Genomic DNA, 20,882 nt, shown 5'->3' on the forward strand with positions numbered 1-20,882 from the left:
AAAAGAGGAAAAAGTATTGCTTCACATATTGACAATAAAAAAAGCCGCCTAAAAATTACTTTTTAGACGACCTCTTTTCTAGACTCCATTTTTCAGATTCCCTCAACCGGGTACCGATATAATAACCGGAATATTAATTAACCTATTAACACATGTTCCTTGGGATCTCTGCCACCAGGAGTCGGCTTCTCCTTTGAATGGTGGGTTTGGTTAGATATTTCTTACTTCTTCCAATTGTCGTTGGCTTCTTCTTTTTGCTCTTTTTCAATCCAGTTACCTTCAGCATCGGCATAAAGTTCTTTTTCTTCACCCTCAGCTGTAGTCACTTTTAGTTTGAATTTTTGTGTTCCCTCATGATCTTTCACATAAGCTTCAGCAATTGTAGCTCCGGCAAAATCACGCTCTACAGCTTGTTGTACTTCTGCAGGTAATTCCTGCACTTCAATCTTAGTGAATTCTTCCTGTGCTCTTTGAACTACAGTTTCTTCTACTTCTTTTGTTGGATCTACTTCTTCTTTTGTTGGATCTACTTCCTGGGCGGAAAGGTTCTGAGCCGAAAATAACATTGCAGATGCGGCCAGTACGGTAAGACATATTTTTTTCATAGCTTAAATTTTAGGGTTTAATGTTTTAGTTTGTTATCAAGTCTATTGGTAAAATCGCGCCAGTTTGTAGCATCAACAAGAAAGCCCCTGTAAAACAGGGGCTTTGGTAATATTTTAAGAAAAAGGATTTAAATAAAAAGTTGAGGTTTTTCCACAATTCTGTGGGGAATTTCTCCCCAGAATTACTCTTTTAGAGGATCTTTTCTCGTGGCTTTTTTTTCTGAAAGTTTCTTTTTCTCCCTAAGCCGCTTAAGTTTTGCAGCCCTGGGGGTTTTGGTTTTTTTCCGAACCTTAGGTTTTATCAAAGATTCCTTTACCAGGGTCAAAAATCTCCTGGTGACCAGTTCCTTGTTCTTGTGCTGACTTCTGGATTCATCACACTGTAGGATCAATTCACCTGAATTAGTAAGCCTGGAAGCCAACTTTTTTAAAGCTAGCTGTTTTTCTTCATTGGATAATGCCTGAGAATCCTCCAACTTAAAATGGAGTTCAACCTTTGAAGATACTTTATTCACGTTCTGTCCTCCCGCACCCGAGCTTCTTACCGCTTTGTATTCGGCTTCCTGTATGAGCAGCTGTTCATCCACCTAACTCACCTGGTGTGAAGGTTTGAGAAGATCAGCCACAGTTTTCACGGGGTTGAAGGTCTCCACCGGTACCTCAACAAAAATGGTATTCCACTGCGCCATTCCTCCATTCCACAGCCCGGGCAGTTCCAGGGCCTTAAGTTCTTTCCCGTCCTTAGTTTTATTGGCAATAAAACTTGTGTCTTCATCTACATATTTCTCAAGATCGAACTTTCCACCACGATAGTCACGGGTGGAGCAAACCACATCTACAGGATTAAAGTGAGTTGCCTCCAGTGCAATTTTACTTTGCTGATAATTATCGTGGTCAATTTGTGAGCTCTCCACGATCTGCAAGGAAATTTCTCCATTCTTGTGCGTTACCCAAAAAGGCCCACCCCCTGGTTCTCCTTCATTTTTCACCATGCCACAAACCCGAATTGGCCTGTTGAGCAGTTCTTTTATAACCGAGGGTTTCTCCTCCTCATTGAGATCTTTAAAATTGACCCCGAGTCCTGCATTAAGTTCCTTCTGAAGGAATTCTCCCATTTCGTCAAAATATACTTCCCCTGGCTCATTTTCCAGCTGATTTAAATACTTAAAGTTTTTCTCCTGAAGCTGAAGCAACTTCCCTCCCAACATCTTTTTATAGGAAGCCAGCAACTCTCTATTTTTTGGAGTCACCACGTTGTCAATATTTTTTATGAAAATAAGGTCGGCATCCTGGTCATTCAGGTTTTTAATAAGGGCACCATGACCACCGGGTCTAAAGAAAATATCTCCATTTTCATCTCTAAAAGGCTCATTGTCCTTGGTTACTGCAACAGTATCGGTTTTGGGATCCTGGTAAGAATAAGTAACTTCAAAATTGTAACCGGTTTCCTGTTCCAGCCTTGGCACAACTTCCCTTGCTTCTGCTTCAAATTTTTCCCTGTGTTCCTCGGCAACCGTAAAATGTATCCTAACCTTCTTTCCTGCCGCCGCATAATCTATGGCTTCCACTAAATGTTCCTCGAAAGCTGTGGCAAGATGATCCTCATACTTGTGGAATGGCACCAATCCTTTGGGTTGATCTCCCAGGTTGAGCCCATCTTCCTGCAGCATGTACTTAACAAAAAGGTATTTTTGGCTATCCTCCGGCATTTCTTCAAAACCGGGCTCAGCTTCTATAGCTTTCTTTCTCACCTTGTCATAAAATGGAAGATCTTTTATTCGGCTAAAGAAAATCTCCAGGCTCTGTTCATTCTTTTTATCAATATAATCCTCAAGGTCATCATTCGCGGGATCAAACTCCTTCAACAGGTTATAAAATGCTTTAAACATCCTGGTAGCTGCACCCGATGCCGGTACGAACTTCAAGATGTCAAGATTATCTTTTTTTGATTCGTAAAAGTCGGTGAGTTCTTTCTGCTCTTCTTCGGCAACGGCCAGGATCCCATTCTTTACTGTAGCTGCCTCCCGAATATTTACAACAATATTTCCTCTTTTAAAGATCTCGATTTGCTGTTCTACTTTTTCAGGGCTTATTCCTTTTTCCCTAAAATGGGAAATGTCGTTTTCGCTAAAGTTCAATTTTCTGGTTTTTTAAGTTGATCAATAATTTTCACTGCCGTTTCAAAACGCTGCTGTAAGTCTCCTTCCAGAATGCGGTACGGCAATTTGTGTTCATCAAGGGCTTTTTTGAACCTGGCGAACATTTGATCCCTGTCTTTAGGGCGGTCGCGCAGATCATCTTCAACCCATGGAACATCAATATACGTTAAAAAATATAGATCGTACTGCGCTTTTAACGCATGTTTAAGAAGGGCCGGTTCTACAGTTTCGTCATAATAGGCACGGGAATAAACAACAAGTTCCAACAGGTTAGTGTCACAAAAAAGAAGCTCGTCGTGAGTCGTTGCCGCTTCATTTTCCAGGGCCATTTGGCCTCTTGCAATAGGCAGAAGATCATGAGGTTCACAATTTTCCTGCTGCTCATCCCATTTTTTCTGCAGGTATTCCCTCATATATTCCGGTACCCAGCCGGTATTATAATGGTTTGCCAGCAATTGGGCCAGGGTAGTCTTCCCGGTAGATTCGGGTCCAAAAAGGACAATCTTTACGAGACCACGTGTCCGCCGCTGCTCAAGCTTTTCTTCCATGTCTTATATCCGTAAAAAGCGATGATCGTAAATAATAAATATTGAAAACTGGTAAAGGTAAGGCCTTTATAGAAGTACAGGGGCACAGAGATCACATCTCCTATGATCCAGTAGATCCAGTTTTCAAGTTTTTTTCGTGCCATTAACCACATCCCCACAAAGAAAATTCCCGTAGTTACGGTATCTACATAAGCTGTCCAGTTATTCCATTTATCAAAGTATTCATAAATACCAAAGGTGAATAAAAGGGTTGCTGCAAAAATAAGCAGGCTCCAAAAATGCTCTTTTTGAGTAGTCTTTGTAATAGGGATAAAATGCACCGCGTCAACCTTCCTCGTCCATACGTACCAGCCGTAGATACTCATGGTAGAATAATAGACATTGATCATCATATCACCCAGCAATTCCCACTGCCAAAGGAGATATACGAAAATTACAGTGCTTATAATTCCCGTAGGATACACCAGGATATTTTCTTCTTTGGAGAACCAGACCGAAAGGAAACCGAAGATCACCGCAATGATCTCCAGTACAATGTAAAGCGTGGGATAATCTGAATACTGCTGAAAGAAAAAATCAAAAATCGGCTGCATAGTCGCTTCTGTTTCCCTTCACAATTTTAATGGTTAGCAGCACATGATCTGAAGCCTGAAAAGTTTCCCGGACTTCTTCGGTAAGGAATTCCATCACCTTGTCATACTCTCCATAGATCTGGGTGCTTAAAGGATTTTCCATTATGGTCAAGCCCGAGCTTCTTAGTTTTTTGATAAAAGCTTTAATTGGAGCTTCAAAATCATCCTGCAGGGGAGTTAGAGCAAGCTCTACTGAAATTTGCATATTTATTAATTTTTGTCTTCTCAAAATTAGGAAGATTAAGGCGTAAAACCGGCCTTTTTAAAAACTTTCGAAATGGCTGAAGGAGAATTTACAGGAAAAAATCCCCTTTTTCGAAGGCAGTACCTATCACCACCATATTTGCTCCCGCTTCATAAGCGGCTTCAAACTGACAGCGATTCCTTATTCCACCTCCCACTATGACCGGGATCTGCACTGCTTCTTTTACTGCAGAAATTATCTCGGAGCCCACGGGAATTTCCGCGCCGCTTCCGGCTTCGAGGTAAATAATTTGTTTTCCCGAATATTCCCCCGCCAGGGCAGTATCTACTATTAACTGAACGTCTTCCTGCGAAAGTGGAGTTGTTCTACTCGCCCGTTGAACCGCACATTCTTTTCCGCCATCAATAAGCAGATAAGCCGTGGGAATAATTTCCAGGCCGCTCTCACGTACAAGAGGCACAGATCTCACCTGCTGTTCAATTAAATAATCGGGATTTCTACCTGAGAGTAGACTCAGGAATAGCAACGCATCGGCTCTGGCAGAAATTTGCTGGTGATCCCCGGGAAACAATATTACAGGTAAATCGGTTTCCGCCTTAATAGCTTTAGTACAGTTCTCCAGCTCTTCAGAAGTAACCGTACTCCCGCCAATAAAAATGTGGGTAGTCAAAAATGGTATTTTCCGAAGGAATTCTTGAGCTTTAAGAGAATCAAATTTTTCAGGATCGATAAGTACTGCCAGCAATCTCTTATCAGATTTTTCAGCAAGAATGATTTCCTCGAGCACTTTGGGCATTAGGAGATCTGTCTAAGGGTGTAGACACAGGTGAAGCCTTCAAATTCCAGAAATTCGAATTCAAACCAGTTCGTCTCTCCATTAAATGTGATCTTTCCGGTAGTTTTTTGATCTTCGAAATCAAAATCGGTAATATTAATATGCTGCAAAAAGCTGACTTTTGGCTGGGCATATAGTTTGTAAACCGCTTCTTTGGCACCCCATACAATAGTGAGCTTCCGTACTAAGGCATCGTTATTGGCGAGGGTCCTGTATTCCTCTATAGGAGTGAATTTGCGGGCGATCAAAAGTATCTTTTCCCGCTGCTTTTCGATATCGATTCCCACCTCCCGGTCACTGAGAATAATTCCGGAAAAACTAAAGGAGTGAGTGATTGAAATATACCTTCCGTCCTTTAAGTGTGGCTTACCTGCCTCATCGTAGTAAAGATCGCTGTCCTGATAGCCTTCCTGCGCAAGAAGATGCCGCACGCTCATAAAACCCCGGCGATGAATATCGCTTTTCATGCCGTCCACTCTCTCCCTGCACAATGGAGTGAGTTCCATACCTTTACTTAACTCTTCAAAAGGCTCTTCGATCTTCCAAATGAGCACTTTAGTAGCATGATTTATTGTTATTCTTTTGTAAAGGGGCATATATAACTCTTAGATATTCTGTATTTTTGCATTTCTGAAAATGCTAAATCAAATATAATAATATGTCAACGAAAACAGTGCCTTACACTAAATATAAAGTGAAAGATATTTCCCTGGCAGAATGGGGAAGAAAAGAGATCGAACTGGCCGAAGCCGAAATGCCGGGACTAATGTCCCTGCGCGAGGAGTATGGAAAAGAGCAGCCATTAAAGGGTGCACGTATTGCCGGTTGTCTTCATATGACCATCCAGACTGCTGTTCTAATTGAAACCCTTGTAGCTCTTGGTGCAGAAGTAACCTGGAGCTCTTGCAATATATTTTCTACTCAGGATCAAGCCGCCGCTGCGATTGCCGCTGCAGGTATTCCGGTTTATGCCTGGAAAGGGATGACTGCTGAAGAATTTGACTGGTGCATCGAGCAAACTTTATTCTTTGGAGAAGAGCGCGAGCCGCTTAACATGATTCTTGATGACGGAGGGGACCTTACCAATATGGTTTTGGACAAGTACCCGGAACTAGCTGAAGGGATCAGAGGACTTTCTGAAGAGACCACCACCGGAGTTCACAGGCTCTATGAGCGTATGAAAAACGGAACGCTTCCTATGCCTGCGATCAATGTAAACGACTCGGTTACAAAATCGAAATTCGATAACAAATATGGATGTAGAGAAAGTGCGGTAGATGCTATTCGTCGTGCTACAGATGTTATGCTTGCCGGGAAAAGAGTTGTGGTTTGTGGATACGGGGACGTAGGTAAAGGTACCGCCGCTTCTTTTAGAGGTGCAGGTTCAATCGTGACCGTAACCGAGATCGACCCAATTTGTGCTCTACAAGCTGCAATGGACGGATTTGAAGTTAAGAAACTGGAGACAGTGCTTCCAAAAGCCGATATCGTCATCACTACAACCGGAAACAAAGACATCGTTCGTGCCGAGCACTTTAAGGCGATGAAAGACAAAACCATTGTTGCCAATATTGGACACTTCGATAATGAGATCCAGGTTGCATGGTTGAATGACAACTACGGAAATGCAAAATCTGAGATCAAGCCACAGGTTGATAAATACACCATTGACGGTAAAGACATTATTCTTCTTGCCGAAGGTCGTCTTGTGAACCTTGGATGTGCAACAGGACACCCGAGTTTTGTAATGAGTAACTCATTTACGAACCAGACTCTGGCGCAAATGGAGCTTTGGAACAACAACGGAGAATACGAAAATAAGGTTTACATGCTTCCGAAGCATTTAGATGAAAAAGTAGCTGCACTACACCTAGAAAAAATTGGAGTGGAATTAACAAGTCTTTCTCAAGAGCAGGCCGAATATATCGGAGTGACTGTCGAAGGACCGTTCAAACCTGATTATTATAGATATTAGAGGTGAGATTTGAGATGTGAGATATTGAATCTCAGATTTCATTAATTCAAAAAGAACCCTTCAAAATGCTATTTTTGAAGGGTTCTTTTAATTTAATAGCAGCGGGGTTGTAACAAAGTATAAGTGAATTAAAAAAGCCTCCGGAATTTCCGAAGGCTCTAAAAATTGCATTTTACTTAGTGTTACTTTGTACTGGCCAGCATGCATTCTTCATAGAGAGCGATCTTTCCGTTTAAAACAGCCAGACCTTCTTCTTTTGACACATCATTTTTGATCCTTACTTCTTCCCCATCTGGCAGATAAACTATGTAAAAACCTTCCTCGTAAGAAGATAATTTAATTTTTTGCCCATCTTTAACGGCATTCCACGATTTATCTGCAGGATCGAAAATCATTTTTAGTTCTTTTCCTTCTCTTTCTCCCGAAAGTACTCTGATCTTGATCTCATTTTTAGTGGCGATCATTTCATAATTCACTCCATTCCTTTCGATAAGTTGCTTTTCCACTTCTCCGGCATTCATGGCAATAGGATTAGAACCTGTCCAGAATTCCACAAGATTAAAGATGAGCACATCTCCCGCATAAAAGAGCGGATAAATTGGAATAATATTTAATCCCCAGAAAATCGCGTTATTGACATACTTATTGTCGTCTACATTTTCATTCCAATCCCTTAGATTATTCCAGGCACTAAAAGAACCTAGACAACTCGTTGTCAAAAAAGCCAGGGATAACACAGAGCATAAAATTAATTTTCTCATATTTAATTTACTTTTAGTTAGATACATAAAACTAATAAAAAGAATTGCTTCAAACTGCCCTGGATATTTTTAACTTTAAACATTTATGATTTTATGTAAACTGAAAAGGAAATACAACCTAAGACATCCAAAAATTAATAAGAAAAGCTGCTACCACCAGGCATATCATAGCAAGAACAAACCAGAGCCAGAATTGGGACATAGACACGTCGCTCTTCCCGGGCCCGGGCTCTTGTAAAAAACCATTGTCCCGCAAAAGCACTTCTGCCCTTTTCATATCATTTTCATGCACTTGTACTCTGGCACCGATTGCGAAATTTGTGTTAGAAGATTCATCAAGGATCCTGTACCGCAAATTGTTCTGTTCAAAGATATTTCTAAGCAGCATTAACTGGTTCTGTTGTGCGGTTTGGTAGACGGTAATAAAAGCCATTACAGGTTTTACTTTTTAAGATAGAAAAAAACTTTCTATTCCACATTCATGAACATGAGGATAACCATAGCTACTATGATGATAATAAATGCAGCCAAAAAGATGAAGATCCATTTCTTCCCCGGCATACGGCGATGAACCGGGACATGAGCCTGGCTCGCAGTGAGAAATCCGGTTTGATCGAGAAGTTCCCTCGCCCGGGTCTTGTCCCCCTCGGCAACCTGTATTCTTTTCACCTCCCCTATCTCGTCTGTATCATCCAGGCGGTGATCAATCCCTTCTTCGCTATAGACCCTTTGCAGGACATCAATTTCATTTTTGTCCTTTGTTGAATAAATTGTGATGTAATCCATCTTTTTAGAGTGTTGATTACTCTAAAGATAAAAAAAACCCTCCTGAATAAATTCAGAAGGGTTCAATATCTATAAAAGAAATAATACTAAGCCTCGAACGGTTCTATAGAAACGTAAGACTTATTGTCTTTCTTTTTAGTAAATTTCACAAGACCATCAACTCTGGCATGTAAAGTATGATCTTTTCCTGCATACACATTCTCACCTGGATTGTGAGCAGTACCTCTTTGTCTAACGATGATGTTCCCTGCAATGGCAGCCTGTCCTCCAAAGATCTTCACACCTAAGCGTTTCGATTCAGATTCCCTACCGTTCTTGGAACTACCAACTCCTTTTTTGTGAGCCATTTTATTTTACTTTTTACTGTTCAACGTTTAGCTTAAAGCAGCTATTAATTCGGCTTTTTTCATTGAAGAATAACCTTCAATCCCTTTTTCTTTAGCCATTTCTCTTAATTCAACAACTGTGTTGTTGTTAAGATCAGTGTTTGAAGCGTCATCTTTAGTAGATTTTGCTTCTTCCTTTTTAGCTGAAGTTGCTTTTTTACCGTTAACAGAAATTCCTTCAATAGAAATTTCGGTTAGTGCTTGGCGGTGACCATTCTTTACCCGGTAACCTTTTCTTCTTTTCTTCTTGAAAACAATGACTTTGTCTCCTTTAAGGTGTCTGGTGATTTTTGCTTCAACCAAAGCTCCTTCTATAGCTGGGGCGCCAAGAGTAATGTCATCACCATCACCTGTAAGAAGAATTTTATCGAAAGAGACACTGTCTCCTTCTTCTCCTGCAAGCCTGTGAACAAATACCTTTTGGTCTTTTGCAACTTTAAATTGCTGCCCTGCTATCTCTACAATTGCGTACATAGCGTCTTAATTAAGGGTTTACGTTCTCGCCCTGAGATTTTTCAAGGCGGGTGCAAATATACTCCTAATTAATTAATTTGCAAAGGCTTTATCAATAGGTATGTTTTTTTCCTTCGGAAGTATTCCAGGAAGGTTTGTAAAGTTGCATAATAGCTAAAGTGACCACCAGAGAAGTTGCAAACCCCATAAGGGCAACGGTGAAAACAAGCATACCTATGTTAACAAACCAATCTGTTTCCCACATGGTAATTAATTCTTGCGAAAACCGTGGATTAAGTTCACTTGTATAAACCGCAAAAAATGCGGTGAAAATAACAGTGGCTATAAACCCGGTAGTTAAACCAGCCATAAATCCTTTTTGATATTTGAATTTCCCGGACTTTTTATCCCTGTATTTTTTTATGGCTAAAAATATTCCCCCGGCAGTAATGACCATGTTGAAGACGCTGTAAACAGGATTCCTGTGCAGGTCAAATATTGACAACAACAAGAAGTAGACGATTAATGCCACGGCTATAAAAATCCCATAGAGTAATGGAACAGATGATCTTTTCATGTAGTTGTTTTTTATGATTATTTATAAATTTCCAAAAAATAAGAGGAAATATGCCTTAATAGCTTGTTAATTTAGAATTTTAAACAAATCTCAGGAGAATTAAATTCTAAAAACTTTGTAACAAAACGACCCTTAGCACTACTTATCAATCGTATTTAATAATAAACCTTTATATAATGATCAACAAACTTAAATTAGCTGCCTTTGGCTTATTCCTGGGATTAACAGGAACGGCACAGGAAGTTGAATTTGTCGAGTACACGCTCGATAATGGTCTTGATGTAATACTTCATCAGGATAATTCTGCACCCGTGGTAACTACCGCCGTAATGTATGATGTAGGAGGAAAAGACAGAATCAACAACAAAACAGGATTTGCCCATTTCTTTGAACACCTTCTTTTTGAAGGCACAGAAAACATTGGCCAGGGAGAATGGTTTAAAATGGTCTCTTCAAATGGAGGATCAAACAACGCCAATACTTCTAATGACCGCACTTACTACTACGAGATCTTCCCGTCAAACAATCTTGAACTGGGATTATGGATGGAATCCGAAAGAATGATGCATCCTGTAATCAAACAATCTGGAGTTGACACTCAGAATGAGGTTGTAAAAGAGGAAAAAAGAATGCGTTACGATAATGCACCTTACGGCAATCTTATCAACGAGATTTCTTCCAAGCTTTTTGAAAAGCACCCATACAAGGATCCAAACGTAGGCTACATGGAGGATCTTGATGCTGCTACTCTTGAAGAATTCAAGCAATTTTTCGAAATCTATTACAAACCAAATAACGCCACCTTGGTTGTGGCAGGTGACATTGATGTTTCTGAAACTAAAAAAATGATCCAGGATTATTTTGGGCCTATTCCTGCGGGAGAAGAAGTCACCAGAAACTTCCCTCAAGAAGAGCCTATTACTGAAACCATTGAGGCTACAGCATACGATTCAAACATTCAAATCCCTGCCATCCTGCTTGGTTACAGAACTCCCGGTATGACCGAGAGAGACGCTTATGTACTTGACATGGTATCATCTGTGCTTTCTGACGGAAAATCTTCCCGTTTATACAAGAAACTGGTTGATGAGCAAAAGCAAGCCCTGGAGGTAGCGGCAGTTAATCTTGCTCAAAAAGATTATGGGCAGTATGTCGTTTTCGCTCTTCCACTGGCAGAAACTCCTTTGGATACTCTGGTTTCTGAAATCGATGAAGAGATCACTAAACTTCAGACTGAATTAATTAGCCAGAGAGAATATGAGAAACTTCAGAATAAATTCGAGAACAGATTTGTTAACTCAAACAGCAGTGTTGCAGGTATTGCCGGCTCTTTAGCCACTTACCAGATGCTTTATGGAAATACAGACCTTATTAACGAAGAGATCGACATCTACCGATCTATTACAAGAGAGGAAATAAGAGATGTAGCTAAGAAATATCTCAACCCAAATCAGCGTGTGGAATTAGAATATCTTCCGAAGAAAGACTCTGAATAACAAAATTAAAATTGAATAAAATGAAGAATAAAATAATAGCATTAGCAGTCTTATTCCTTACCACCACGGGAATCCAGGCTCAAATTGACCGCAGCACGCCACCTAAGGCAGGACCTGCACCAGAGATCAACCTGGAAAAACCCGAAACTTTTACTTTGGACAACGGGCTTAAGGTCCTAGTGGTTGAGAACCATAAGCTACCAAGAGTTTCTATGGTGCTTACCATGGACAACCCTCCAATATATGAAGGAGATAAAGCAGGTGTTTCAACCCTCACCGGAGCCATGCTTGGGGAAGGGACTAAAAACATTTCTAAAGAAAAATTCAATGAAGAGGTTGATTACCTTGGCGCAAACATGAATTTCTCCTCACGCGGAGCTTCTGCAAATACTCTCTCAAAATATTTCCCACGAATTTTGGAATTAATGGCTAAAGGAGCCCTTAATCCAGATCTTAACCAGGAACAGTTCGCAACTGAAAAGGAGCGTACGCTGGAAAACCTGAAGAGTGGAGAAAAAGACGTTTCTTCAAATGCCCGAAGAATTAGCAGCGCTTTGACCTATGGTAAAGATCATCCTTACGGTGAATTCACTACTAAAGAGAGTGTTGAAGGACTTTCCCTGGAAGATGTCAAGGAATTCTACAATAATTACTATGTACCCCAAAATGCATACCTGGTAATAATAGGTGACGTAAAGCCTTCTGAAGTAAAGAAACTTGTAAAGAAGAACTTTGGTTCCTGGAAGAAAAGTGAACTTCCAAAAAACACAATGCCACAAGTTAACAACGTAGCTGAGACGCAGGTGAATTTTGTGAACTTTCCTAATGCTGTGCAAAGTGAAGTACAGGTAACAAATGCTATCCAGCTTAAAAAGGGAGATCCCGATTATTTCCCTGTATTGATCGCCAACAAGATCCTTGGTGGTGGTGGTGAAGCAAGATTGTTTTTAAATCTTCGTGAAGACAAAGGATACACCTACGGTGCGTATTCAAGCACAGGAGATGATAAATATGTAGCCAGATTTGTGGCTAGTGCTAGTGTTCGTAATGCAGTTACAGATTCTGCTGTAGTTGCCTTCCTGGATGAATTGCATAGAATTAGAAACGAAAAAGTTTCTGAAGAAGAACTGGCTAATGCAAAAGCCAAATACACCGGGGATTTCGTACTTGCCCTTGAGCGTCCTACTACAATTGCAGCCTATGCTTTGAATATTGAGACAGATGATCTTCCACAGGATTTTTACCAGACTTATCTTAAAAAGATCAATGCAGTAACTGCAGAGGATATTCAAAGAGTAGCTAAAAAGTACTACCTGGCAGACAATGCCCGTATCATTGTTGTTGGTAAAGGTAGTGAGGTGGCCGAAAAACTTGAGAATCTTTCCTACAACGGTAAAGACATACCGGTGAAGTATTTTGACAAGTACGCAAACGCCATTGAGAAGCCAGATTACAACAAGAGTGTTGATCCTTCAGTAAGCGTGGAAAACATCTTTAACGATTACATCAAGGCAATTGGAGGCGAAGAGGCCGTGAAAGATATTGAATCTGTTTACATGATCGCGCAGGCAGAGCTTCAAGGTCAAAAAATGGACCTGGAGACTAAAGTAACATCTTCAGGAAAATCTTCTACCGTCGTTTCTATGGCTGGTAATGTGATGCAAAAACAGATCTTTAACGGAGCTACCGGCTTTGTTGCTGCCCAGGGGCAAAAGATCCCATTCACCGAAGAGCAGGTGACCGCCGCTAAGGCAGAAGCTCACCCGTTCCCGGAAATGATGGCCAAAAATGCCACTGTAGAAGGTATTGAAGATGTTGACGGCGAAGAAGCTTATGCTGTAAAAATGGATGAAAATACCACCAATTATTACAGTAAAGAGAGCGGATTGAAGATCAAGCAGGTGAAAACCATGAAGCAGGGACCTCAAACGATGACTATTCCTATTACCTATAGTGATTATCGTGAAGTGGAAGGTGTAAAGTTTCCATTTGGTCTTTCACAGAGCATGGGACCAATGACTCTTGAATTCCAGGTGAGTGAAATCCTGGTGAACGAGAATGTTACAGATGCCGACTTTGAATAGAAAGAAAAGGCTTAAAAATAAGAAACCGGTACTTCAAAGTGCCGGTTTTTTTTGTGACAAAAAATATTACCCTTCCAAAAAGAGCAATTTGATTAACATTTCTTTAAACTGAAGTTTGGCAGCGATTTAAATAAACAATGGCGCTTTTGATTGAGAAGAAGCCACCTCAATATTTTCTTTTTCAATTGGCACATCTACTTCTTTCTGAAGATCAGCTAGTTCGGCAGCAGCAAATTGCCAGGCAACCAAAAGAGAAAATCCGACAAAAAACGCAAAACCAAAAAATAATCTCTTCTTCATTACATAGGGATTTCAAGTTCAACACTAATGTGAAGTTAATAAATAGTTAAAAAGCTACCAAATGTATTCTAGACATTTTTTTTCCTGCTATTAACTATAAGCACCCCTACAATAATTACTATCCCCGAAAATAGCTGAATCAGCGTAAATTTCTCCCCATCGAGGAAACCCCAGCCCAGCGCCACGATTGGTACCAGATAAGTAACCGAAGTTGAGAAAACGGGATCTGAGATCTGGATTAATTTGTTGAAGAAGATCAATGCAGCCCCTGTACCTACTACTCCCAGTATCCCTATATACAAAAGACTGAGTGGCACATTTGGCCCGGAAAGAACTTCGGTAGAGAAGAATCCTGTAGTTGCCAGAACGATTAGTGCAGGGATTGCAATAACCATAAAATTGCCCGTGGTTATTGCCAGAGCCGGCAAGGTTTGAAGATGCTTTTTTATAACATTTGCATTGATTCCATAAAAAAGAGAGGCTAATATCACTAGCAGGGAGTACCAGTAATTTTGGTCCGGGTTCACAGTGGCCCCGCTCCAAATTAGAGCTGTGGTCCCCACGAGTCCTACCATAACACCTACAAATTTCTTTCGCACAAAAGCGGCTTCAAACAATGCTATTCCCACCACCATAGAAAGCAAGGGAGTGGTTGAATTTAGAATAGATACTATCGCGCTGTCAATTTCGGTTTCGGCAAAGGAGAAAAGATAGGCGGGAAAAAATGTTCCGAAGAAACCGGAAAATGTTATCCACATCCATTGCTTCCCTTTTATATGTTTTAATGATCTTAAGCCTATGGCCGCAAGAAAAAGTGCTGCAAAGACAGTTCGAAGGGAACCAACCTGTAAAGGAGTAAGACCCACCAGCCCTTTTTTGATTAAAATAAAAGAGCTGCCCCAAACAAGGGCAAGCAGGCAAAGATAAATCCACTTTAGAGTACTACTCGGCATTTTGGAGTTTTAAACCCGCAAAAGTACTAAACTGAGACAATTAATTAATCCTGCATTCCTTCCTTCCACTCCACCGTTTCCATGAGGTGCTTAATATCTTCCTTGAGATAAGCGGCGGCAGGTAAGATGGAATCAAAATTGGGTTGTACTTCGAAATACACCGAGCCTGTAAGAAAATGTCTGGTGCTGTCGGTTAAATAAAACTGGGCCTGAGACGCCGCGTTCCCTTCAACCTGATAAAACATGCCGTAGGTATTATGAAAGTCATTGATATAAACCGAACTTTTTATCGCATCGGCCTTTATGGTATGCTGTAAGGGTAGTTTCTGAGCATCGGTAAGCAGGGAATCCAGATTATTTAGAACTGGCTGATAGGTTAAGAAAATTGTACCCTTTAAATCACTGTATCTAATGTTTACCCAACACGCATTACCTGCTCTTGAAGGTACAATTGTAGCAATGGTATTTTTTTCAAAACTATAAGGACAATTTTCTTCTAAATAGGCGCCATATTCAGCATCGGGATAATCTAAAGCCAGGTAGGCATTAGGTTTTGGCTGTACTTCATATCTACACGAGAACAAACTTCCCAGAAATATCAAAAAAATCAGTTTTTTCATAACTTCGTGATATTCACCTTAATTTGCTTAATCCGTTTTTTATCCACAGCTTCAACTGTAAAACTATAGCCGTCAAAAATGATCACATCATTCTTGCGGGGAAAGCTTCCGGAGATCTCAAGCAGGAACCCGGCGAGGGTTTCAGCTTCGCCTTTGTTCTCTTCAAACAATTCCGGGTTATCAAGCTTTATTACCCGGTAGAAATCTTTTAAGGGAGTCTTTCCTTCAAAGACGTAATTGTTCTCATCTAATTTTGAGAAGATGAGATCTTCATCATCGAACTCATCACTTATATCCCCAACAATCTCCTCAATTATGTCTTCAAGAGAAATTAGGCCACTGGTCCCACCATATTCATCTACTACAATGGCCAGGTGATTCTTTTTGATTTTAAAATCATTAAGAAGGTCGTCCAGTTTTTTATTTTCGGGCACAAAATATGGCTCCCTTAACAGGGAATTCCATTCATAATCTTCCTCTTCCAGGAACGGCAGTAAATCCTTAACATAAAGTATCCCCGTCACATTATCTATGTTGTCTTTATAGACGGGAATTCGGGAGTAACCGTTTTCAATGACTTCAGAAATTATCTCACTATATGGTTGATTCTCATTTAGTGCAAAAATATCCATCCTGGGCCGCATAACCTGTTTGGTATCTGTGTTACCAAAGGAAACAATCCCTTTAAGGATCTTGTGTTCCTCCCTTGTGGTATCATGATGACTCGTCAACTCAAGGGCCTGTGACAGTTGATCAACACTAAGTCCTGCGCGTTGATTCCCCAGGCGCTCATGAATTTGAAGTGTTATTGCCCTCATAGGAATGCTTAAGGGTGCAAATACTTTATCGAGTACATTAAGAGGATAAGCCATAAAGTGCGAAAAGATCACCTTATTCCGGCTGGCGTAAACCTTGGGAAGTATCTCTCCAAAAAGAAGGATAAGAAAGGTTACCACAACCACCTCCATTAAAAACTGAAGATCAACACCCATGACCACAGTATCCATATTAGCAAACGCCTCATCTGTGAGATTATCGAACAACAGAATAATGGCGATGTTGATCATATTATTGGCAACCAGAATGGTGGCCAGCAACTTTTTTGGCTTATCAAGTAAATCAATTACGATTTGCTCTTTTACAGTCCTTTTTGCCTCCTCGGGTTCAAAATCGGCCGGAGTGAGCGAAAACAAAGCTACCTCAGCCCCAGAGATGAGCGCAGAGGACACCAGCAAAAGCAGGGCTGCAACAATACCAAAGAGTTGCGAAAGATTGTCAACAAATAGGGAAATAAAACTGGCAGGATCGGGATCCAAATTCTATAGTTTTAATTAGACTTAAAACGGCAGGTCATCTTCATCCTCCTGTGTAAAACTTTGAGGCTGGCTGGCAGGTGCTTTTTGCTGGGGCTTATTTTGCTGTTGCCCCTGCGACTGAGATTGTGACTGGCCGTAACCTGCACCTGAATTGTCTCCAGAGCCTGTAGCATCTTTAGGTGTCAAAAATGTGAAGTCTGTACATTGAATTTCTGTAGAATACCTTTCCACTCCTTTGTCATCCTGCCACTTGCGGGTTTTAATTCTTCCCTCGACGTAAACCTTATCCCCTTTTTTGAGATATTTTTCACAGATCTCGGCCGCTTTGTTTCGCACCACAATATTGTGCCACTCGGTATTTTCTACTTTTTGACCAGTGGTTTTATTAGTATAAACTTCATTAGTGGCCAGGGGAAAACGTCCTATGGATCCACCTCCTTCAAAATAGTGCATTTTCACATCGTCTCCGGTGTGGCCTATTAGCATTACTTTATTTAAGGTTCCGGTCATGGTTTGAAGTTTTTGTTATAATTTAAAAATAATAAAATTGCCCTTCAATCAGCTTCCAAAAATGTCATTTTTGAAGAGCTGATTTTAAAAGAGCTTAAAAATCAAAGGTATCAATAAAATTTTCGATTAAAACCGGGACCGGTAATTTATTTACTTCGGCTAAAGAAAGAGCTTCCTGTGGCAGCTCCTTGCACTCCAGGATCCAGAATTTGGTATAAATATGTTGATGTGTTAATTTATGTACTATCGGCACCTCATTGAACAGCAAAGGTTTTTTATTTGAAGTGACATAAGCAGCAGGAACTTCCTCCACCAGATGTTCCAAACCGGCTTCGGTAGTTGTCTCCACTAAAGGAAATTCATAAAGCCCCTCCCATATTCCTTTTCCGCGTCGCTGCTGCATGATTGTTTTACCCTCTTCAGAAACATAAACAAGGTAATTAAAATGTCTTTTTTTGACCTTTAGCTTTTTCAACTTCACCGGCAGTTCATTGATCCGGTTTTGATTGAAAGCCACGCATCGTGTCGAGAAGGGACAGGAATTGCAGAGAGGATTTCGCGGTTTGCACTGCTCTGATCCAAATTCAATTAGCGCCTGATTGAAATTAGCAGGATCTTCCCTGCTTATAAGGTCTTGAGCAAGATTCCTGAATTGTTTAATTCCCTGTGAGGAATTTGTAGGTGTATCTATACCGAAGATCCGGGCGAGAACACGGTAAACATTTCCATCTACAGCCGCTTGTGGTTCATCATAACATATTGAAGCTATTGCAGCAGCTGTATAATCTCCTACTCCTTTTAATTTAACCAGTTCTTTATAGGAAGCAGGAAACCTTCCGCCGAGATCAAATGCTATATATTGGGCTGTGAAATGCAAATTTCTTGCCCGCGAATAGTATCCCAGTCCCTGCCATAGTTTTAAAACTTCTTCTTCAGAAGCATTTGCCAGGGAAAAAACAGTGGGAAAAGCCTCGAGAAATTTAAAGTAATAGGGTTTTCCCTGTTCAACACGGGTTTGCTGAAGAATTATTTCACTAAGCCAGATTTGATATGGATCTTTTGTGGCACGCCATGGGAGATCCCTCTTATTTTCTAAATACCAGTATATCAGCTTTTTATCAAAAGACATTAACAAATTTTCTTAAGTGCAATGATAATTCTTTATTCTCTTACTATTTAATGGGTTAGGATTAAAAAGTTGCGGATTTAATTCATATATTTGCCCCTCGAAAATTTACAAACCCCATTTATTAAATTAAACGAAAATGACGAAAGCAGATATCGTGGCGAAAATCTCCGAAAAACTAGGTATGGAAAAGGGAGATGTTCAGGCAACTGTTGAGACCTTTATGGAAGAGGTAAAAACTTCATTAGAGGCTGGTGATAATGTGTACCTAAGAGGATTTGGAAGCTTTATCATCAAAACGAGAGCAGAGAAGACCGGAAGAAATATTTCTAAGAATACTACTATAAAGATCCCTGCTCATAATATCCCGGCTTTTAAACCAGCTAAGGTATTTGTTGAAGGCGTTAAATCTAACGTTGAAGTAAAATAGAACTTACACTGCTCCAGGGCAGAACCAAAATAATATTATTAATTAAAAAGTCACACTATGCCAAGTGGTAAAAAGAGAAAAAGACATAAGGTAGCTACTCACAAACGTAAGAAAAGAGCAAGAGCTAACCGTCACAAGAAAAAGAAGTAGTTTTCACACTACTTTTTTTATTTAAAACGTTCTTTGAAATCGAGATTTAAATTCAGCTTTATGCTGATCTTAAATTTCTTCAGGATTTTAAAAACCCTGTGAATTTTATTGTTTAATCCATCCCGATTCAACGGGATAAAAATCAATTTAGAGTGAACAAAGAGTTAATTATTCGAACTGGTTCCTCTGCTGTAGATTTTGCCTTATTAAAAGATGGAAAACTTGTAGAACTCAATAAGGAAGAAGACGACAGTAATTTTGCCGTAGGTGATATTTTTATTGCCAAAGTAAGAAAATCTGTTCCCGGCTTAAATGCCGGCTTTGTAAATGTGGGCTATACCAAAGATGCTTTTTTGCATTATCATGATTTAGGCCCGCAGGTACTTTCCTTGTTAAAGTTCATAAAACGTGTAAGCACAGGTAAATTGAAGGATTATTCCCTTGCGGATTTTCCTTTAGAAAAAGATATTGATAAGGACGGAAGCATTGCCGATGTCATTAAATCAAATCAATCGCTACTGGTACAGGTAGTGAAAGAGCCCATATCAACCAAAGGCCCCCGAATAAGTTCTGAACTTTCCCTCCCGGGCCGTTACATCGTGTTGGTTCCTTTTTCAAACCGGGTTTCTGTTTCTCAAAAAATAGAAAGCAAAGAAGAAAAGGATCGCCTTAAACGACTTGTAAAAAGCATTAAACCAAAGGGCTTTGGAATTATTGTACGTACTGTAGCAGAAGGCAGAAAAGTAGCAGAACTGGATAACGACCTTCAGAATTTAATGAGTCGTTGGACAGGAATGTGTAAAAAGCTGTACAAAGCACCTCATCCATCAAAAGTATTAGGCGAATTAAACAGAGCATCCTCTATCCTTAGAGATGTCTTTAATGATTCATTCTCCTCTATTTGCGTTGACGATGAAACCTTGTACACACAAATTAAAGATTATGTGGGCGAAATTGCCCCAAAGAAAGAATCCATTGTAAAATTGTACGACTCCAATATTCCCATCTTTGAAAAGTTTGGGATTGAACGACAGATTAAAACTACTTTTGGCCGCACTGTTTCTATGAACAAAGGCGCTTACCTGATCATTGAACACACCGAAGCTATGCACGTCATTGATGTGAACAGCGGAAACCGTTCAAATAAATCCAAGAATCAGGAAGATACAGCACTTGAGGTGAACCTCATTAGTGCTACCGAAATTGCCCGTCAATTACGCCTTCGCGATATGGGAGGAATTATTGTAATTGACTTCATAGACATGAACAAAGCTGAAAATAGAAAAGCTTTGTACGATCACCTCAAAGAAGAAATGAGTGACGACCGGGCAAAGCATAAGATCTTGCCACCCAGTAAATTCGGTCTTATACAAATTACAAGGCAGAGGGTTCGACCCGAAATGAACATCAAAACGAGAGAAGAAAACCCCAACAAAAATGGGGATGAAATTGAAGCTCCTATAGTTTTGGTAAACCGGATCAACCAGGATCTGCAAAAGCTTCTTAAAAAAGACTATAAAAAGATCACGCTAAGTGCTCATCCTTTTATAGCAGCCTTTTTAACCAAAGGTTTTCCATCACCCCGCTCCAAGTGGTTCTTTGATCACAAAAAGTGGGTAAAAATAGTACCCAGAGATGCTTACACGTATCTTGAATATCATTTCCACGACACAGACGGGGAAGTGATTCAATAACATTAAGAGACGCCTTTCATTAACTTGGGAGGCGTTTTTTGTTTATAGATATGAGATGTTAGATTTGAGATTTGAGATAGTGATGGGCCGAAAAGAGTCAAGATCGCTGCGCTTCTAGAGCCAGGAACCAAGACTTATATCCGTACAAATTGAAAAATAAATCTTTACTTTGATTCAGCATTAGCAGGGCCTTCTAGAATCCTTTGGACGATTATAGTTTTGAGATTTATAAAATTTCAGAACTTATACACGCTTCGCTACAAGAATCAAGAAGTAAGACT

25 protein-coding genes are annotated in these 20,882 nt (G+C 40.1%); 5 read left to right on the forward strand and 20 right to left on the reverse strand.

All coding sequences use genetic code 11. From position 1 onward, the window contains the following. Positions 1 to 221 precede the first annotated feature (221 nt). From LA313_RS05030 to LA313_RS05065, 8 genes are all read right to left on the reverse strand, one after another. On the reverse strand, positions 222 to 605 hold the full coding sequence (locus LA313_RS05030; RefSeq protein WP_228913586.1) for a hypothetical protein: 384 nt from the start codon (positions 603 to 605) through the stop codon (positions 222 to 224). A 182-nt stretch (positions 606 to 787) separates the two neighbouring features. After that, positions 788 to 1,192, reverse strand: a complete 405-nt coding sequence (gene arfB / locus LA313_RS05035; protein WP_228913587.1) for an alternative ribosome rescue aminoacyl-tRNA hydrolase ArfB — start codon at positions 1,190 to 1,192, stop codon at positions 788 to 790. After that, on the reverse strand, positions 1,193 to 2,743 hold the full coding sequence (locus LA313_RS05040; RefSeq protein ID WP_228913588.1) for a DUF4301 family protein: 1,551 nt from the start codon (positions 2,741 to 2,743) through the stop codon (positions 1,193 to 1,195). After that, positions 2,740 to 3,312, reverse strand: coding sequence for an AAA family ATPase (locus LA313_RS05045; protein ID WP_228913589.1), 573 nt, complete (start codon positions 3,310 to 3,312; stop codon positions 2,740 to 2,742). The genes LA313_RS05040 and LA313_RS05045 overlap by 4 nt, the downstream gene beginning before the upstream one ends. Then, positions 3,270 to 3,905 carry a nicotinamide riboside transporter PnuC gene (gene pnuC / locus LA313_RS05050; RefSeq protein WP_228913590.1) on the reverse strand — a complete coding sequence of 212 codons (636 nt, stop codon included), beginning with the start codon at positions 3,903 to 3,905 and terminating at the stop codon, positions 3,270 to 3,272. The genes LA313_RS05045 and pnuC overlap by 43 nt, the downstream gene beginning before the upstream one ends. Beyond that, entirely contained in the window at positions 3,889 to 4,149 is a 261-nt protein-coding gene (locus tag LA313_RS05055; protein ID WP_228913591.1) for a YkoF family thiamine/hydroxymethylpyrimidine-binding protein, read from the reverse strand. The genes pnuC and LA313_RS05055 overlap by 17 nt, the downstream gene beginning before the upstream one ends. 88 nt (positions 4,150 to 4,237) lie before the next feature. Further along, positions 4,238 to 4,945: a phosphoglycerol geranylgeranyltransferase gene (locus tag LA313_RS05060; RefSeq protein ID WP_228913592.1), complete on the reverse strand. Its 708-nt coding sequence runs from the start codon at positions 4,943 to 4,945 to the stop codon at positions 4,238 to 4,240. Next, positions 4,945 to 5,580, reverse strand: a complete 636-nt coding sequence (locus LA313_RS05065) for a 4'-phosphopantetheinyl transferase family protein (protein ID WP_228913593.1) — start codon at positions 5,578 to 5,580, stop codon at positions 4,945 to 4,947. The genes LA313_RS05060 and LA313_RS05065 overlap by 1 nt, the downstream gene beginning before the upstream one ends. A 62-nt stretch (positions 5,581 to 5,642) precedes the next feature. Between LA313_RS05065 and ahcY the strand changes: the two genes are divergently transcribed. Continuing rightward, positions 5,643 to 6,959 (forward strand): adenosylhomocysteinase, encoded by a 1,317-nt coding sequence (gene ahcY / locus LA313_RS05070; protein ID WP_228913594.1) that lies wholly within the window; start codon positions 5,643 to 5,645, stop codon positions 6,957 to 6,959. 182 nt (positions 6,960 to 7,141) lie between these two features. Here ahcY and LA313_RS05075 read toward each other — a convergent pair whose 3' ends face one another. The 6 genes from LA313_RS05075 to LA313_RS05100 all read right to left on the reverse strand — a co-directional run bounded on the left by LA313_RS05075 (position 7,142) and on the right by LA313_RS05100 (position 9,922). Continuing rightward, complete coding sequence (locus LA313_RS05075; RefSeq protein WP_228913595.1) at positions 7,142 to 7,720, reverse strand: DUF3332 domain-containing protein; 579 nt, start codon at positions 7,718 to 7,720, stop codon at positions 7,142 to 7,144. Between the two features lie 118 nt (positions 7,721 to 7,838). Beyond that, entirely contained in the window at positions 7,839 to 8,153 is a 315-nt protein-coding gene (locus tag LA313_RS05080; RefSeq protein WP_228913596.1) for a putative signal transducing protein, read from the reverse strand. A 35-nt stretch (positions 8,154 to 8,188) separates the two neighbouring features. Next, positions 8,189 to 8,506 (reverse strand): hypothetical protein, encoded by a 318-nt coding sequence (locus LA313_RS05085; protein WP_228913597.1) that lies wholly within the window; start codon positions 8,504 to 8,506, stop codon positions 8,189 to 8,191. Between the two features lie 86 nt (positions 8,507 to 8,592). Continuing rightward, positions 8,593 to 8,853, reverse strand: a complete 261-nt coding sequence (gene rpmA, locus LA313_RS05090; RefSeq protein WP_228913598.1) for a 50S ribosomal protein L27 — start codon at positions 8,851 to 8,853, stop codon at positions 8,593 to 8,595. 27 nt (positions 8,854 to 8,880) lie between these two features. Beyond that, on the reverse strand, positions 8,881 to 9,366 hold the full coding sequence (rplU, locus tag LA313_RS05095; protein WP_228913599.1) for a 50S ribosomal protein L21: 486 nt from the start codon (positions 9,364 to 9,366) through the stop codon (positions 8,881 to 8,883). A gap of 91 nt (positions 9,367 to 9,457) precedes the next feature. After that, the gene (locus tag LA313_RS05100; RefSeq protein WP_228913600.1) at positions 9,458 to 9,922 is read right to left on the reverse strand and encodes a DUF4199 domain-containing protein; all 465 of its coding nucleotides are present in this window, start codon (positions 9,920 to 9,922) and stop codon (positions 9,458 to 9,460) included. A 176-nt stretch (positions 9,923 to 10,098) separates the two neighbouring features. Between LA313_RS05100 and LA313_RS05105 the strand changes: the two genes are divergently transcribed. After that, the gene (locus LA313_RS05105) at positions 10,099 to 11,418 is read left to right on the forward strand and encodes a M16 family metallopeptidase (protein ID WP_228913601.1); all 1,320 of its coding nucleotides are present in this window, start codon (positions 10,099 to 10,101) and stop codon (positions 11,416 to 11,418) included. Positions 11,419 to 11,438: 20 nt separating this feature from the next. After that, entirely contained in the window at positions 11,439 to 13,502 is a 2,064-nt protein-coding gene (locus tag LA313_RS05110) for a M16 family metallopeptidase (protein WP_228913602.1), read from the forward strand. A gap of 126 nt (positions 13,503 to 13,628) precedes the next feature. Here LA313_RS05110 and LA313_RS05115 read toward each other — a convergent pair whose 3' ends face one another. The 6 genes from LA313_RS05115 to mutY form a co-directional block, all read right to left on the reverse strand. After that, positions 13,629 to 13,802 (reverse strand): hypothetical protein, encoded by a 174-nt coding sequence (locus LA313_RS05115; protein ID WP_228913603.1) that lies wholly within the window; start codon positions 13,800 to 13,802, stop codon positions 13,629 to 13,631. 68 nt (positions 13,803 to 13,870) lie between these two features. After that, entirely contained in the window at positions 13,871 to 14,755 is an 885-nt protein-coding gene (locus LA313_RS05120) for a DMT family transporter (protein ID WP_228913604.1), read from the reverse strand. 44 nt (positions 14,756 to 14,799) lie between these two features. Continuing rightward, entirely contained in the window at positions 14,800 to 15,375 is a 576-nt protein-coding gene (gene gldD, locus LA313_RS05125; RefSeq protein WP_228913605.1) for a gliding motility lipoprotein GldD, read from the reverse strand. Then, positions 15,372 to 16,691, reverse strand: coding sequence for a gliding motility-associated protein GldE (locus LA313_RS05130; RefSeq protein WP_228913606.1), 1,320 nt, complete (start codon positions 16,689 to 16,691; stop codon positions 15,372 to 15,374). Before LA313_RS05130 ends, gldD begins: the two co-directional genes overlap by 4 nt. A gap of 21 nt (positions 16,692 to 16,712) precedes the next feature. Further along, entirely contained in the window at positions 16,713 to 17,201 is a 489-nt protein-coding gene (locus tag LA313_RS05135) for a single-stranded DNA-binding protein (protein WP_228913607.1), read from the reverse strand. 94 nt (positions 17,202 to 17,295) lie between these two features. Beyond that, positions 17,296 to 18,330 carry an A/G-specific adenine glycosylase gene (gene mutY, locus LA313_RS05140; RefSeq protein WP_228913608.1) on the reverse strand — a complete coding sequence of 345 codons (1,035 nt, stop codon included), beginning with the start codon at positions 18,328 to 18,330 and terminating at the stop codon, positions 17,296 to 17,298. A gap of 136 nt (positions 18,331 to 18,466) precedes the next feature. Between mutY and LA313_RS05145 the strand changes: the two genes are divergently transcribed. Both LA313_RS05145 and LA313_RS05150 read left to right on the forward strand, forming a co-directional pair. Next, complete coding sequence (locus tag LA313_RS05145; protein ID WP_029033986.1) at positions 18,467 to 18,757, forward strand: HU family DNA-binding protein; 291 nt, start codon at positions 18,467 to 18,469, stop codon at positions 18,755 to 18,757. Positions 18,758 to 19,059: 302 nt separating this feature from the next. Further along, on the forward strand, positions 19,060 to 20,601 hold the full coding sequence (locus LA313_RS05150; protein ID WP_228913609.1) for an Rne/Rng family ribonuclease: 1,542 nt from the start codon (positions 19,060 to 19,062) through the stop codon (positions 20,599 to 20,601). Positions 20,602 to 20,882: the final 281 nt, after the last annotated feature.

Source organism: Salinimicrobium sediminilitoris (genome assembly GCF_020866905.1).
Taxonomy (GTDB): domain Bacteria; phylum Bacteroidota; class Bacteroidia; order Flavobacteriales; family Flavobacteriaceae; genus Salinimicrobium; species Salinimicrobium sediminilitoris.

Bases quoted from the DNA above. Each gene is read 5' to 3' on its own strand.
- LA313_RS05120 (WP_228913604.1), bottom strand. From the start codon at position 14,755: ATGCCGAGTAGTACTCTAAAGTGGATTTATCTTTGCCTGCTTGCCCTT.
- LA313_RS05100 (WP_228913600.1), bottom strand. From the start codon at position 9,922: ATGAAAAGATCATCTGTTCCATTACTCTATGGGATTTTTATAGCCGTG.
- LA313_RS05135 (WP_228913607.1), bottom strand. From the start codon at position 17,201: ATGACCGGAACCTTAAATAAAGTAATGCTAATAGGCCACACCGGAGAC.
- mutY (WP_228913608.1), bottom strand. From the start codon at position 18,330: ATGTCTTTTGATAAAAAGCTGATATACTGGTATTTAGAAAATAAGAGG.
- ahcY (WP_228913594.1), top strand. From the start codon at position 5,643: ATGTCAACGAAAACAGTGCCTTACACTAAATATAAAGTGAAAGATATT.
- rplU (WP_228913599.1), bottom strand. From the start codon at position 9,366: ATGTACGCAATTGTAGAGATAGCAGGGCAGCAATTTAAAGTTGCAAAA.
- LA313_RS05075 (WP_228913595.1), bottom strand. From the start codon at position 7,720: ATGAGAAAATTAATTTTATGCTCTGTGTTATCCCTGGCTTTTTTGACA.
- LA313_RS05110 (WP_228913602.1), top strand. From the start codon at position 11,439: ATGAAGAATAAAATAATAGCATTAGCAGTCTTATTCCTTACCACCACG.
- LA313_RS05030 (WP_228913586.1), bottom strand. From the start codon at position 605: ATGAAAAAAATATGTCTTACCGTACTGGCCGCATCTGCAATGTTATTT.
- LA313_RS05060 (WP_228913592.1), bottom strand. From the start codon at position 4,945: ATGCCCAAAGTGCTCGAGGAAATCATTCTTGCTGAAAAATCTGATAAG.
- LA313_RS05065 (WP_228913593.1), bottom strand. From the start codon at position 5,580: ATGCCCCTTTACAAAAGAATAACAATAAATCATGCTACTAAAGTGCTC.
- LA313_RS05080 (WP_228913596.1), bottom strand. From the start codon at position 8,153: ATGGCTTTTATTACCGTCTACCAAACCGCACAACAGAACCAGTTAATG.
- LA313_RS05145 (WP_029033986.1), top strand. From the start codon at position 18,467: ATGACGAAAGCAGATATCGTGGCGAAAATCTCCGAAAAACTAGGTATG.
- LA313_RS05045 (WP_228913589.1), bottom strand. From the start codon at position 3,312: ATGGAAGAAAAGCTTGAGCAGCGGCGGACACGTGGTCTCGTAAAGATT.
- LA313_RS05115 (WP_228913603.1), bottom strand. From the start codon at position 13,802: ATGAAGAAGAGATTATTTTTTGGTTTTGCGTTTTTTGTCGGATTTTCT.
- LA313_RS05055 (WP_228913591.1), bottom strand. From the start codon at position 4,149: ATGCAAATTTCAGTAGAGCTTGCTCTAACTCCCCTGCAGGATGATTTT.
- LA313_RS05085 (WP_228913597.1), bottom strand. From the start codon at position 8,506: ATGGATTACATCACAATTTATTCAACAAAGGACAAAAATGAAATTGAT.
- pnuC (WP_228913590.1), bottom strand. From the start codon at position 3,905: ATGCAGCCGATTTTTGATTTTTTCTTTCAGCAGTATTCAGATTATCCC.
- LA313_RS05105 (WP_228913601.1), top strand. From the start codon at position 10,099: ATGATCAACAAACTTAAATTAGCTGCCTTTGGCTTATTCCTGGGATTA.
- gldD (WP_228913605.1), bottom strand. From the start codon at position 15,375: ATGAAAAAACTGATTTTTTTGATATTTCTGGGAAGTTTGTTCTCGTGT.
- rpmA (WP_228913598.1), bottom strand. From the start codon at position 8,853: ATGGCTCACAAAAAAGGAGTTGGTAGTTCCAAGAACGGTAGGGAATCT.